At 64.1% G+C, this 12,152-nt stretch carries 13 protein-coding genes; 10 read left to right on the top strand and 3 right to left on the bottom strand.

The window, feature by feature from the left end; genetic code table 11:
- Positions 1-21 precede the first annotated feature (21 nt).
- The 4 genes from IF803_RS19320 to panD all read left to right on the top strand — a co-directional run bounded on the left by IF803_RS19320 (position 22) and on the right by panD (position 2,757).
- Entirely contained in the window at positions 22-282 is a 261-nt protein-coding gene (locus tag IF803_RS19320) for a PepSY domain-containing protein (protein ID WP_016842771.1), read from the top strand.
- A 182-nt stretch (positions 283-464) separates the two neighbouring features.
- Positions 465-1,748 (top strand): cystathionine gamma-synthase family protein, encoded by a 1,284-nt coding sequence (locus IF803_RS19315; RefSeq protein WP_018271374.1) that lies wholly within the window; start codon positions 465-467, stop codon positions 1,746-1,748.
- Between the two features lie 60 nt (positions 1,749-1,808).
- Positions 1,809-2,111 carry a putative quinol monooxygenase gene (locus IF803_RS19310; protein ID WP_461193128.1) on the top strand — a complete coding sequence of 101 codons (303 nt, stop codon included), beginning with the start codon at positions 1,809-1,811 and terminating at the stop codon, positions 2,109-2,111.
- A 241-nt stretch (positions 2,112-2,352) separates the two neighbouring features.
- Positions 2,353-2,757 carry an aspartate 1-decarboxylase gene (panD, locus tag IF803_RS19305; protein ID WP_461193127.1) on the top strand — a complete coding sequence of 135 codons (405 nt, stop codon included), beginning with the start codon at positions 2,353-2,355 and terminating at the stop codon, positions 2,755-2,757.
- Here the strand turns inward: panD and IF803_RS19300 are convergent.
- The gene (locus IF803_RS19300; RefSeq protein WP_076832150.1) at positions 2,754-3,104 is read right to left on the bottom strand and encodes a zinc ribbon domain-containing protein YjdM; all 351 of its coding nucleotides are present in this window, start codon (positions 3,102-3,104) and stop codon (positions 2,754-2,756) included. The two genes, panD and IF803_RS19300, sit on opposite strands and share 4 nt — an antisense overlap.
- 273 nt (positions 3,105-3,377) lie before the next feature.
- Between IF803_RS19300 and IF803_RS19295 the strand changes: the two genes are divergently transcribed.
- Positions 3,378-4,607 carry a S1C family serine protease gene (locus IF803_RS19295; protein WP_461193126.1) on the top strand — a complete coding sequence of 410 codons (1,230 nt, stop codon included), beginning with the start codon at positions 3,378-3,380 and terminating at the stop codon, positions 4,605-4,607.
- Here IF803_RS19295 and IF803_RS19290 read toward each other — a convergent pair.
- Complete coding sequence (locus IF803_RS19290) at positions 4,600-5,601, bottom strand: LLM class flavin-dependent oxidoreductase (RefSeq protein WP_461193125.1); 1,002 nt, start codon at positions 5,599-5,601, stop codon at positions 4,600-4,602. The genes IF803_RS19295 and IF803_RS19290 overlap by 8 nt on opposite strands.
- 85 nt (positions 5,602-5,686) lie before the next feature.
- On the opposite strand from IF803_RS19290, the gene IF803_RS19285 reads away from it, so the two are divergent.
- From IF803_RS19285 to IF803_RS19275, 3 genes are all read left to right on the top strand, one after another.
- Positions 5,687-5,869, top strand: a complete 183-nt coding sequence (locus IF803_RS19285) for a hypothetical protein (RefSeq protein ID WP_461193124.1) — start codon at positions 5,687-5,689, stop codon at positions 5,867-5,869.
- Positions 5,870-6,069: 200 nt separating this feature from the next.
- The gene (locus IF803_RS19280; protein ID WP_461193123.1) at positions 6,070-6,996 is read left to right on the top strand and encodes a hypothetical protein; all 927 of its coding nucleotides are present in this window, start codon (positions 6,070-6,072) and stop codon (positions 6,994-6,996) included.
- A gap of 61 nt (positions 6,997-7,057) precedes the next feature.
- Complete coding sequence (locus IF803_RS19275; RefSeq protein WP_453946031.1) at positions 7,058-8,737, top strand: hypothetical protein; 1,680 nt, start codon at positions 7,058-7,060, stop codon at positions 8,735-8,737.
- Positions 8,738-8,827: 90 nt separating this feature from the next.
- Here IF803_RS19275 and IF803_RS19270 read toward each other — a convergent pair whose 3' ends face one another.
- Positions 8,828-9,583, bottom strand: a complete 756-nt coding sequence (locus tag IF803_RS19270) for a hypothetical protein (protein ID WP_461193122.1) — start codon at positions 9,581-9,583, stop codon at positions 8,828-8,830.
- Positions 9,584-10,030: 447 nt separating this feature from the next.
- On the opposite strand from IF803_RS19270, the gene IF803_RS19265 reads away from it, so the two are divergent.
- Together IF803_RS19265 and IF803_RS19260 are read left to right on the top strand one after the other, a co-directional pair.
- A complete protein-coding gene (locus IF803_RS19265; RefSeq protein ID WP_461193188.1) occupies positions 10,031-11,155 on the top strand; it encodes a metallophosphoesterase in 1,125 nt (374 codons plus the stop codon).
- 504 nt (positions 11,156-11,659) lie between these two features.
- Positions 11,660-11,956, top strand: coding sequence for a lysozyme inhibitor LprI family protein (locus IF803_RS19260; RefSeq protein WP_461193121.1), 297 nt, complete (start codon positions 11,660-11,662; stop codon positions 11,954-11,956).
- Positions 11,957-12,152: the final 196 nt, after the last annotated feature.

The following is a 12,152-nucleotide window of genomic DNA, read 5'->3' as shown; positions in this document are numbered from 1 at the left end:
CCGTTCCATGAGGAGTGAGCCATGCGAAGTTTCATTATTCCCGCGATCGCGGCCCTGGCGATCGGCGCAGCGACGCCGGCGATGGCCTACGATTCCGGCAGCCAGATCTCGATGGAGGCCGCGCTCGACGTCGCGACCAATCTCGGCATCGTGACGGTGTCGAACACCCAGTTCCTCGGGGACGAGTGGGAGGTCGAGGGGCGTGACCGCCTCGGCCGCTGGATGCAGGTCGATGTCGATGCGCGGACCGGCGAGGTGCGCAACGTGGATCGCGGCTGGTAGCCAGCGTCTTCACCACTGCGTGACATTCGGAACGGCCGGCGGAGCAGGGCGCACGCCGGCCGTTCGTTATCCAGAACTGTCTGATGCCGTGCTTTGGCTGAATGGCATAAAGCTGGGGTATGCTGGTCCCATCATTCCGGGAATCGCCGCCAGCGCGGCGGCCCGTGAACAGGAGACCGGCCATGACAAAACCGTTTCCGTCCAAAACTCATATCGGGAATCACCTGCTGCATCCGGAAACCCAGATGCTGAACTACGGCTACGATCCGCAGCTGTCGGAGGGCGCCGTCAAGCCGCCCGTGTTCCTGACCTCGACCTTCGTGTTCCGCACCGCCGAGGACGGCAAGGACTTTTTCGACTTTGTCGCAGGCCGGCGCGAGCCTCCGGAAGGCATGGGGGCCGGGCTGGTCTATTCGCGCTTCAATCATCCGAACAGCGAGATCGTCGAGGACCGGCTTGCGATCTATGAGCGCACCGAGAGCTGCGCGCTGTTCTCCTCCGGCATGTCGGCGATCTCGACCACGGTGCTGGCCTTCGCGCGGCCCGGCGACGTGATCCTGCATTCGCAGCCGCTCTATGGCGGCACCGAGACGCTGTTCACGAGGACGCTGGCGGGCTTCTCGATTCACGCCGTGGGCTTTGCCGACGGCCTCGACGAGAGTGTCATCCGCGCCGCTGCCGACGAGGCGATGAAGAAGGGCCGTGTCGCGATGATCTTCATCGAGACGCCGGCCAATCCGACCAACGGCCTGGTCGATATCGCGCTGACGCGGCGCATCGCCGACGCGATCGGCAAGGCCCAGGGCCATACGCCGATCATCGCCTGCGACAACACGCTGCTCGGGCCGGTGTTTCAGCGGCCGATCGAGCACGGCGCCGATCTCTCGCTGTACTCGCTGACGAAATATGTCGGCGGCCATTCCGACCTGATCGCGGGCGCGGCGCTCGGCTCGAAGAAGCTGATGAAGGATGTCAAGGCGCTGCGCGGCGCGATCGGCACCCAGCTCGATCCGCATTCCTGCTGGATGATCAGCCGTTCGCTGGAGACGCTCAGCCTGCGCATGGAGAAGGCCGACCGCAACGCGCGGATCGTCGCCGACTATCTGCGCGATCACCCCAAGGTGGCGCAGGTGCATTACCTCGGCCATCACGATCCGGCGTCCCCCGCGGGGCGCGTGTTCGCGAGCCAAAGCAGCGGCGCCGGTTCGACCTTCTCGTTCGACATCGTCGGCGGGCAGCAAGCGGCGGAGAAATTCCTCAACGCGCTGCAGATCTTCAAGCTCGCGGTCAGTCTCGGCGGCACCGAGTCGCTCGCGAGCCTGCCGGCCACCATGACGCATTCCGGCGTGCCGGCCGATATCCGCAAGCGGATCGGCGTGCTGGATTCGACGATCCGGCTCTCGATCGGGATCGAGCATCCGTCCGACCTGGTGGCCGACATCGCGCAGGCATTGAGCAGGGTGTGAGCGAGTCAAAAGCGTGTAGGATGGGTCGAGCGAACGGGCTACCAATTCCGGAGAGAGTGCATGCTAGCGATTACGGCGATCATCCGCGCGAAGAAGGGCCACGAGGCGGCGATGCGTCAGGCATTGCTCGATGTCGTCGAGCATGTCCGCGCCAACGAGCCGTCCACCGTCGGCTACTACGTCTCGCAGGATGTCGACAGTCCCCGGATATTTTCGACGTATGAGCGATACTTGGATCAGGCAGCCATGGACCGGCACAACAATTCGCCGGCCGTGGCGCGGTTCTTTGAGATCGCAAAGCCGATCCTCGACGGCGAGGTGATCGTGGTCTTGGCGAACGAGATTGCGAGCAAGCGGGAGTAGGTGCTGGCCGCCGGGTCACAAATAATAGCCTGCTCCGGAAAGGCTTCACCGCAGCGCATTCATTCTCCGATTTTGGTCGTTCGGAGCATTGCGGACCGGCGGGGTCGGCGATTTGAGGACAAACCCATCGCGATGGTGCTGCGCTCGAAGCGAGCGTAAACCCGGACAACGTTGACGCGGAGGCGGCGCGCCGTTATTGGCGGCGCGGAAAATTCCGACGCAACGATACGGGATGGTCTCGATGCAAGTGACTTTGATGAAGGGCAAGATTCATCGCGCGCACGTCACCGAAGCGGACTTGCATTACGAGGGGTCGATTTCGATCGACCGCAATTTGATCGAGGCCGCCGGTTTCCTCATCAATGAACGCGTCGACATCTACAACATCGACACCGGCGCGCGCTTCTCGACCTACGTGATCGAGGCGCCGGCGGGATCGGGCACCATCGGCCTCAACGGCGCGGCCGCGCGGCTCGCCATGGCCGGCGACAAGGTCATCATCGTCGCCTATGCCAGCTTCGATGCCGACGAGGCGCGCAAGTTTCATCCGCGGGTCGTGCTGGTCGACGACAAGAACCGGCACCTTGCGAAGGCTGCCGCCTCAACGGCGAAAGCCCTGGCGGACGCGCAAGCCGGGCTGCGCTAGGCCTTCTTGACGAACTCCGATTTCAGATTCATCGCGCCGATGCCGTCGATCTTGCAGGCGATGTTGTGTCCGTCGCTGCCCTCGGTGAGGCGGATGTTCCTGACCTTGGTGCCGCCCTTGACGACCGACGACGAGCCCTTGACCTTGAGGTCCTTGATCACGATGACGCTGTCGCCGTCCGTCAGCGGGTTGCCGTGCGCATCGCGCACGCCCGCTTGCTGCGCGGTCTCGGCGGCCGCGGCCGCATCGCTGCTCCACTCATGGGCACATTCCGGGCAAACCCAGAGAACGCCGTCCTGATAGGCATGCTCGGAATTGCACTTCGGGCAGTTCATTGCGGCGTCCATGGTCGAGATCGTCTCCGTCGTTGCGGGCGCACCGTAGGGGCGCAGGCGGGCAAAGCAAGCGAAAACCCGGCGATTTGATGCGCAAAAGGGCGCAAAGGTGGCGAGCCGCCCGTCCACCGCGGACGCCGATGGAACGGTCTGGCCCTCCATCCGTTGCCGTTCGTCGCTCGGCATTGCGGCCCTGTGCTTGCGGGGAACGGTTCACTGATCGTCGCGTCCGGGCCGGCAACTCATCCAGAAGCAATCGGCTGATCCCAAACATGGACGCGGAAGATGAATCACAGAAACCCGGCTTTCGTCAGCCTTCGCACGTCGCTCGTCACCGCCGCCTTCACGTCGGCGTTGCTGGTGAGCGCAAGCCTTGTAAGCGCAAGTCTCGTAGGCGTAAGTCTTGCCCACGCAGAGCCGGTGAATTCGCGCGCGGATCATGGCAATGGTGGTCCCGGCGAGTTCGCCGACCTTGCCGAGAAGGTCGGGCCGGCCGTGATTGGCGTCAACGCCAAGGTGGCTGCGGCGGATGACGACGACTCTTCTCCCAGCCAGTCTCCCGGCGACTCTTCCGGGCCGGACGGCTCGCCCGATCAGGACACGCCGGGGAGGGCTGTTCCGAATCCCGGCAGGCGCGGACCTGGCAATCCGCCGAAGTTGGGTGAGATGACATCGATCGGTTCGGGCTTCTTCATCTCGGCGGACGGCTATGCGGTGACGAACAATCACGTCCTCGGAGGCAGCGACCGCGCCGATGTCCGCACCAGCGACAACAAGGTCTACAAGGCGAAGGTCCTGGGCAAGGATCCGGTCAGCGACCTCGCCCTGCTCAAGGTCGATGGCCGGACCGACTTCAGCTATGTCAAGCTCGCGGATCAACCGCCGCGCACCGGCGATTGGGTGCTCGCGGCCGGCAATTCATTCGGCCTCGGAAACACCGTCACCGCGGGGATCGTCTCGGCGCGTGCGCGCGACCTGGAGACCGGGTCTTCGGAGGATTTCGTCCAGATCGACGCGCGGATCAACCGCGGCGATTCCGGCGGGCCGAGCTTCAACACGCATGGCGATGTGATCGGCGTGAACAGCCTGATCTTCTCGCCCTCCGGCGGCTCGGTCGGTGTCGCGTTTGCGATACCCGCCGATACCGTGAAGACGGTGATCCCGCAGCTGAAGGACAAGGGCACGGTCACGCGCGGCTGGATGGGCGCGCAGATTCAATCGATCACCCCCGGCATTGCCGAAAGCTTAGGTGCGAACAACCTGCACGGCGCGGTCGTGGTCGGCGTGCAGACCGGCGGCCCGGCCGCGAAGGCCGGATTGAGGCGAGGGGACGTGATCACCTCGGTCAATGACGAGCCGATCAAGAGCGCCAACGAGCTGACCAAGAAGGTTTATGCGGGAGCGCCGGGCAGTTCGGTCAAGCTTTCGATGCTGCGGGACAATGCGCCGAATTCGCTGAGCGTCACGCTCGGCCAGCTCGCGCAGTCGCAGGCGCCTGCCGGCCTGCTCAAGTGATCCCGCCGGCCTTGATACCGCCGGCCTCGGCGATCAGCTCGAACGATCGCAGCCGCTTCTGGTGATCGTAGACGTCGGACACGATCATCAGCTCGTCGGCGCCGGTCTCCGCGACCAGCGCGTCGATGCCGGCGCGCACCGTCGCGGGCGAGCCGATGATGGAGCGCGCGAGCATCCGCATCGCCTGCACCTTCTCCGCCGGCGACCAGTAACTCTCGATGTCGTCGATCGGCGGCTGGCTGAGGCCGCGCGCGCCGCGGAAGATGTTGGTGAACGACATCTGCTGCGTGGTCGCCAACCGCCGCGCCTCCTCGTCGGTGTCGGCGGCGACGATGTTGACGCCGACCATGGTGTAGGGGCGGTCGAGCTGATCCGACGGCTTGAAGCGGGCGCGATAGATCTGCAGCGCCTGGATCAGCAGCTCGGGGGCAAAGTGCGAGGCGAAGGCGTAGGGCAGGCCGAGCTCGCCGGCCAGCATCGCGCCAAAATTGCTCGAGCCGAGAATCCACAGCGGCACGTCGGTGCCCGCGGCCGGCACCGCCTGGATGCGCTGGTTGGGACCGGCCGCGGCGAGGAAGGCCTGGACCTCGAGCACATCCTGCGGAAAGTTCTCGGCGGATTCAGGCGTGCGGCGCAGCGCGCGCAGCGTGAGCTGATCGGTGCCCGGCGCGCGGCCGAGGCCAAGGTCGATACGGTCCGGGAACAGCCGCGCCAGCGTGCCGAACTGCTCGGCGATGACATAGGGCGCGTGGTTCGGCAGCATGATGCCGCCGGCGCCGACGCGGATGGTCTTGGTGCCCGCGGCGATGTGCCCGATCACGACCGACGTCGCGGCGCTGGCGATGCCCGCCATGTTGTGATGCTCCGCCACCCAGATGCGGCGATAGCCGAGCGCCTCCGCATGCACGGCGACATCGCGCGCATTATAGAGCGCGCCGCGCGCGTCGGTTTCCTCGGTGACGCGGACGAGATCGAGAATGGAGAGGGCGGCCACGGCGACTCCGGAACGTTAGGGACGGGGAGCCGATGGTATTTGGCTGTGTCCAGGTGGATGCGAAACGGCGGGGAGCAGCCGGTTCATGCAGATGCATATGGATGCGGTCGCCATGCCGGTCAATCCGTCTGAAGCGATCGACGAAGCAGGGCTGCCCATCCAAAATATCGAAAACAACCCCATGCAAAGGTGCAATGGCCGCGGGACCCGCAAAAGCGCCTTGACGCGTCGGGCAAATCAGCGGTACTTTTCCATTATTCCGAAATAGTGAAGATGGCGTAGGATGGGTAGAGCGAAGCGAAACCCATCATGTCTCCGTGCGGATAGAAGGTTGATGGGTTTCGCTTCGCTCTACCCATCCTACAGACTACAGACCTGATCCGTACGCTCGATCGCTATCGGAGAACCGACGCGTCAGTCCCCAGACGATTGCGGCCGTGGCGGCCGTCGCGAGCAGATGTTTCAAGGGTGTCCGCTGACGACGCCGAGCCAAAAATCAAAGGTAGTGCAAAAATAAACACTCTACTTCCAATTGACTCTTTTCGATGCCACCGATACACCGCTCTGGTTAAGCACGATCGAGGGCAGAGAATGTCGCTTACCTTTCCTGACAATGACAATCGCGCCGCGCGAATCCGCGAATTGGCGGTACAGACGCAAGATGATCTCCACGACGCCGAAAGCGACTACAAGACGTTCCAGGCGATGGTGAAGGCGACCAACCCCAAGATCGCCGCCGTGTATCAGGGAGCCGGCCTGACGGCGCCGGCCACCACCAGCATCGATATTCTGAAGCTGCAGAACCAGGCCGTCGATGGCGCCTCCGCGCCGGTGGAAATCGTCAAGATCCTTGTCGATATCGCGGGCTTCGCCGGCACCCTGAAATATCTGGCGCCCGGCGCCACCCGGTTTCTGGTCTCCGCGGGCGCGATGTCCGCTGAAACAGCTGCGCGCGTGCTGGTCGAATTCACCATCCCGGTGATTGGCCGCGAGGTCAGCATCACCGCCGGCGACATCGCGGGCGGCATACTCGGCGGGATCGTCGGCGGCATCGCGATCGCCGGCATCGACATCGGCATCGACGGCATCGAAGGCCGGATCGCCCGCGACAAGATGCAATCGGCGATCCATCAACTGTTCCCGATCCGGCTTTCCACCCGCGTCGTGCGCGAGCGCGCCTCCAAGCTGGTGCTGTCGATCCAGAGCGTCCAGACGACGATGGATGCAATCACCGATGCCGGCCTGCCGCTCACCGACAAAATCCTGCAGAACCTCATTACCAAGGACGTCCAGCCTGCGATCCTGAGCGAGCAACAGATCACACCAGAGACGGTGGCGGCCGAACTCGCCAAGCTCGACCGCGACAGCAACTCGTGGACTAACGAGGACACGTAGTCGATTCTCCGAACGATCCGGTCCTGCAACGGTCTCCGGGCGCGCCCGAGGGAGGCGAACGATGTCGGTTTTCTTTCCGGACAACGGCAAGCGGCAGGTCCGCATGTCGGAATTGGCAACGGATGCCGGGCATTACCTGCAGCTGGCGCAACAGGAGTACACCACTTTCACCACGGTGATCGCCGAACTTAATGCGCAGATCGCCGCGCTCTATCGGCAGGCCGGCGTCGCCGCACCGGCGGAATCCAATCTGGATATTCTGGCCGCCGCCGATATCGCCGTTCCAGGCGCGGCAGGCACGGCGGTGATCAAGGTGAGTGAGTCGATCCTGGGCGTGACGGCGTTCAGCGTCACGACGCGCTATCTTGCCCCCGGCGTGCTGTCGCGGATCGTCGCTACCGGCGCGCTTTCCGAGGAGGCCGTTGCTGCGACGTTCGTGACCGCATGGGGCGGCGAATTGACTGTCGGAGTCCTGATTACGGGGATCGCGACCGCGGTGGTGGCCGGCTTGATCATCACGGCGATCGGGCTTGCATTCGACCTCTTCGAAGGCGCGTCGCTGCGGGACGAATTGCGCCACGGCATCGCCAAGCTTTGCCAGATCCGTGCCGACATCTGCCTGAACTGGCTGCGCGCGAAGAAACTGGTGGATGGCATGCAGTCGGTGCGGAACAGCTTGTTGAACCTCGCGCAGCAGGGCCTGCTGACCCCCGCAGCGATTGAGAACGCCATTCAACGCGATGTTCTGCCGGTCGTCGCTGAGGTCGAGGGCATGTCGATGGCCGATGCCCAGGCCGAATTGAGCGGGTTGGATCGCGAGCGCGGGGCTTGGACCAATGAGGACACCTTGCCAGTGGCGCCGGTTGCACCATCGCCGCCAAATTCCAAGCCGACTTTCGCCGTGGCCCTGGTGCGGCCGACGCCGCCCCTGATGCCGGGCGGCTTGATCCTTTGCCCCTCCGTTCCCGGGGTCTGGACGCCGCCGACCGAACGTTATCCCAGTATCCGAAAGGGTGATCTGACGGTGTGGCCGTTCAGCTTCAGCGATCACCGCAACGCGATCAATGTGACGATCTTCGACAAGGCGGGCGCAATCGTAAACCAGTGGATTCTCAACGGCATCAGCACGGTGACGAAAATTCATGCTGATCCGGACACCAACATGGTCTGCTTCACGGGAGATGGTGGCGCGATCGTTCACATGACCTGGTCGCAGATCGCGCCCGCGCCGCCGCAGCAGCCGGTGCATGGCGACGTCCGCGACATGTTGGAATTGCTGCCCGCAACGGCCGATTTCGGCGTGGTCGGCATTGAGCCGGTGTTTCGGCCCGTGATGGTCCGCAACAAAAGCAGTCATCCGCTTCGGGTCCGGTTACAGATCATATCGGCGCTCGCCGCGGATCCAAACGATCCCCAGCATGGATCTGATCCGAAGCCGGCCGTGGCATGGATCAATCTCGGACTGAAGGTCCTCGAGCTCGAGGTGCCACCGAATTCGACCACCGAAGTCAGCACTGTGTCGCAATACCGGCTGCCGAGATGGTGGGATGTCTACAGCCCCTCCGACTTCGAGGGCGGAGTTGGCGCCCAGGCCATGGACCTGACGACCGGCGCGCTGTGCGGTGGTGCGGTCACCACCTGGTTCCGGGGCGGCATGGACGGCGGCAAGATCAAGCCGGGCGTCGGCGGCCATGTGCCGCTCAGTCCCCGGGACCGACCTCACTTTGCGTTTCGTTCCTGAGAGAGCCGCATCAAATGCGGGTGCGGCGTGGCGAGCGAATGCATCGGTTCGGATGTCGCGGCGCTTTCCTGTGTTCTGCCACTCCGCGCCTTAGGTTCGACGGCCGCCGGAGACGCGTCGCGTCAGCCCCCAGACGATTGCGGCCGTGGCTGAAGTCGCGAGCAGATGCTTCAAGGTGTGTCCGCTGACGAACCCGAGCGTGTTCGCGATCTCGTGATCGAGCACCTCGGCGATCTTGGCCACAACGTACAACATCATCGCGGCGGCGAACGCGACGCGGTCGGCGCGCGGCGCGCGATAGATCGACTGCCAGAGCGGGATGAGGACGAGCGGGAGGACCTGCAGCAGCAGATACGGTCGCAGGTCGCCCGCACCATATCGGTCGGTATGGACCCACCATGCGACGCTGGCGGTGGCGTAAAGCCCGAGAATGATCGCTTCGATGTTCGTCTTCGATCCCGGCCGGGTGTCGCCGCGGACGCCGACCAGCAAGCCGGCGCCGGCAAGTGCGATCGGCAGCATGTCCCAGGTCAGCCGGCCATTGCCGGGGGCAAGGTGAAAGAAGGCGGACCCGAACGCGGTCAGGAACAGTCCGATCAGGAACAGGCGGTAGCCCGGCCATCCGGCGCGAAGCTGATCGCTCTTGCGGTGGGGCCTAAGCGCCAACCAGCCCCAGATCGCGACCAGGGCGAAGCCGATGTTCGACAAGACATCGCCTGCGTGGGGGATGCCTGACAGGGCCGAGTGGTCGGCGAAATTGTTGTAGCCCGCCGGCTGCGCGATGCGTCCGTGCACCGCGAATGCTGCAATGATGCCGATCGTGATGATCGTCGGGGCGACTTTCATCCACGGTTTCACGGGTCGTTCGGACCCGGTCAATCCGTCCATGCGGAAGGTCGTGTGCATCGCTTGTTCCGACTAAAATGAACAATGTTCAACATTTGGCATGAAAATGAGCGACGTTCAAGTTCATTTTTCGGGAGGGGCCGATGATGCTGATGGGGAAGGTGCCAGGAGACCTCCGCCGAGGCGTCAACGCGGCCTTCGGCTTGCGCTCCACAGCAACGCGCAGCCCGTAGCCCGCATGAGCGGGGGCCGGTGGTGTGTTCTTGCGAGGTGGATCCCGGATGTCGCTTCGCTCATCCGGGCTACGGGACAAAAGCGCAAGGCGTTTCAGCGGCGCGCAACTTGCCGAAAATGTGCTGATGATGGCGGCTTACGCCTGCGCCCGATCCACCCTACCTTCGCTGGGCGCGAACCGCACAGCCCACCGATCCGATCCGGAGCGAACCAATTCCCCAGCTCATATTCGGCCTGACCAGCCTGCTGATCCTGGCCCGCTTCATCTGGCCGCTCGACTGGCCGCTTCCGGCAAAGATCGTCGCCGCATTGCTGGTGCTGGTCGCCTTGCAGTTTCACCGCTGGAACAGGCTGTCGTCGGGATCGGAATTCTCGCCGGAGTTTCCGCGTCCGGTGGTCGTCCTGTTCAACTGGGCGTTCGGCGCGATCATGCTGCTGGCGCTGCTGCAACTGGCGCTCGATGCAGGCCTCCTGGTGGCCGCGCTGATCCACGGCGGCTTCGTCGGCGCGCCTGACGGCGTCCGCTACGCACTTGCGGCGGTGGCGGCCGCAGCCGCCGCGATCGGCGTCCATCAGGCGATGCGCATTCCGCCGCTCAGGGATGTCGAGGTCGGCATCCGCGGACTTCCGCTTCAGTTCGACGGCTATACCATCCTGCAACTGACCGATCTTCACATCAGCCGGCTGTTTCCCGCGCCGTGGGCGCGCGCCGTGGTCGAGCGATCGAACAAGCTCGGCGCGGACCTGATCGCGATCACCGGCGATCTGATCGACGGCACCATTGATGCGCGGCGGGGCGACATTGCGCCGTTGCGCGACCTGATGGCCGCCGATGGCGTCTACGTGATCTCGGGCAATCACGAATATATCTTCGGCTATGACGGCTGGATGGCGCACTACGAAGCGCTCGGCCTGCGCTCGCTCGAGAACAGGCACATCGTGCTCGAACGCGGCGGCGGCCGCCTGGTGATCGCTGGGATTACCGACCGCGCCTCGCGCCACCGGGGGCATTCCATCCGCGACCTTGCCGCGGTTCTCGACGGCGCCCCCAAAGGCGCGCCCGTCGTCCTGCTCGATCACCAGCCGAGCGACGCACGAAAGGCCGCCCGGCTCGGCGTCGCGCTGCAACTCTCCGGACACACCCATGGCGGATTGATCGTGGGGATCGATCGCCTCGCCGCGCGCGCCAATGCCGGCTTCGTCTCGGGCCGCTACGACGTCGACGGGATGACGCTCTACGTCAACAACGGCACCGCGCTCTGGCCGGGTTTTGCCTTGCGGCTCGGCCGCCCGTCCGAATTGACGCGGATCACGTTGCGTGTGGCTGGCGATGCTTGAGTGATTTGTTGCGCATGCGATGATGCGAGCGCGGTGTTATCGCATTGGCGCGGGAGCCCGAATACGCTCGGTGCACGTTTGCGGTCTGCTTCTCGGCCTAGGTGGCAGCAGTAGCCCGCATGAGCGAAGCGATATGCGGGGCCGGTCGTGCGTCTAGTGACGTTGGTCCCGGATATCGCTTCGCTCATCCGGGCTACGCTTGCTGGGTCGCAGCAGATTCGTAGGATGGGTAGAGCGAAGCGAAACCCATCATTGGCGCCGCGGGTAAAAAATCGATGGGTTTCGCTGCGCTCTACCCATCCTACGCGAGCTTCACACCAATACCTCGCTACGCTTGCTGGCTTTTGTTTCGGGCACTCCTGTGCGACGATGGTTGTCCGGAGATGCGGGTAGGGTGATTTGGATGTGGTCATGCTTTCGCGAAGACTAGTCATTGTTGCAGCTGCGCTCGTGCTCGGGACTTGGTCGGTGCTCGCGCAGCAAAGCACCGAGTATGATGCGTGCATGGACAAGGCCGAAGGGGCGTCAACGAAGATGCTCGCGTGCGGCAAGACCGCAATCGAGAAGTGGGACGTCAGGCTCAACACCGCTTATCAAGCGCTTCTCGCAAAGTCGAAGGGCGAGGCGCACGCGCAATTGCAGACCGAGCAGCGGGCCTGGCTGAAGCATCATCTGGGTGAAACCCATCGCCTCGCCGCGGACCCCAACAACGGGTCCGTCGCGTTCCTCGACTCCCAGGCGTTCGAATTGAAGGATATCACCGACCGCACGCTGCTTCTTGAAAAGCGTGCCGGCCAGTAGCCCGCATGAGCGAAGCGATATGCGGGACTGATCTTGCGTCCCGGATGTCGCGGAGCCGGTCATCGGGCGCGTGTTCGCGCGACCCGTTGGCTCTCCGGGCTACGCTTGCTGAGGTTTGCCGTCCCCGCTGAACCCGTCGAAATGACCCTCCGCTGACCTTTGATGCTCAGCGACATGCCGTTGTGACCTGCTATCA

Source organism: Bradyrhizobium sp. UFLA06-06 (assembly GCF_054820065.1).
This window is presented reverse-complemented; position numbering and strand designations above follow the sequence as displayed.

What these genes read in the sequence shown, in the direction of transcription:
- IF803_RS19320 (WP_016842771.1), top strand. Translation starts at nt 22, where the DNA reads ATGCGAAGTTTCATTATTCCCGCGATCGCGGCCCTGGCGATCGGCGCA.
- IF803_RS19315 (WP_018271374.1), top strand. Translation starts at nt 465, where the DNA reads ATGACAAAACCGTTTCCGTCCAAAACTCATATCGGGAATCACCTGCTG.
- IF803_RS19310 (WP_461193128.1), top strand. Translation starts at nt 1,809, where the DNA reads ATGCTAGCGATTACGGCGATCATCCGCGCGAAGAAGGGCCACGAGGCG.
- panD (WP_461193127.1), top strand. Translation starts at nt 2,353, where the DNA reads ATGCAAGTGACTTTGATGAAGGGCAAGATTCATCGCGCGCACGTCACC.
- IF803_RS19300 (WP_076832150.1), bottom strand. Translation starts at nt 3,104, where the DNA reads ATGGACGCCGCAATGAACTGCCCGAAGTGCAATTCCGAGCATGCCTAT.
- IF803_RS19295 (WP_461193126.1), top strand. Translation starts at nt 3,378, where the DNA reads ATGAATCACAGAAACCCGGCTTTCGTCAGCCTTCGCACGTCGCTCGTC.
- IF803_RS19285 (WP_461193124.1), top strand. Translation starts at nt 5,687, where the DNA reads ATGCAGATGCATATGGATGCGGTCGCCATGCCGGTCAATCCGTCTGAA.
- IF803_RS19275 (WP_453946031.1), top strand. Translation starts at nt 7,058, where the DNA reads ATGTCGGTTTTCTTTCCGGACAACGGCAAGCGGCAGGTCCGCATGTCG.
- IF803_RS19270 (WP_461193122.1), bottom strand. Translation starts at nt 9,583, where the DNA reads ATGAAAGTCGCCCCGACGATCATCACGATCGGCATCATTGCAGCATTC.
- IF803_RS19260 (WP_461193121.1), top strand. Translation starts at nt 11,660, where the DNA reads ATGGACAAGGCCGAAGGGGCGTCAACGAAGATGCTCGCGTGCGGCAAG.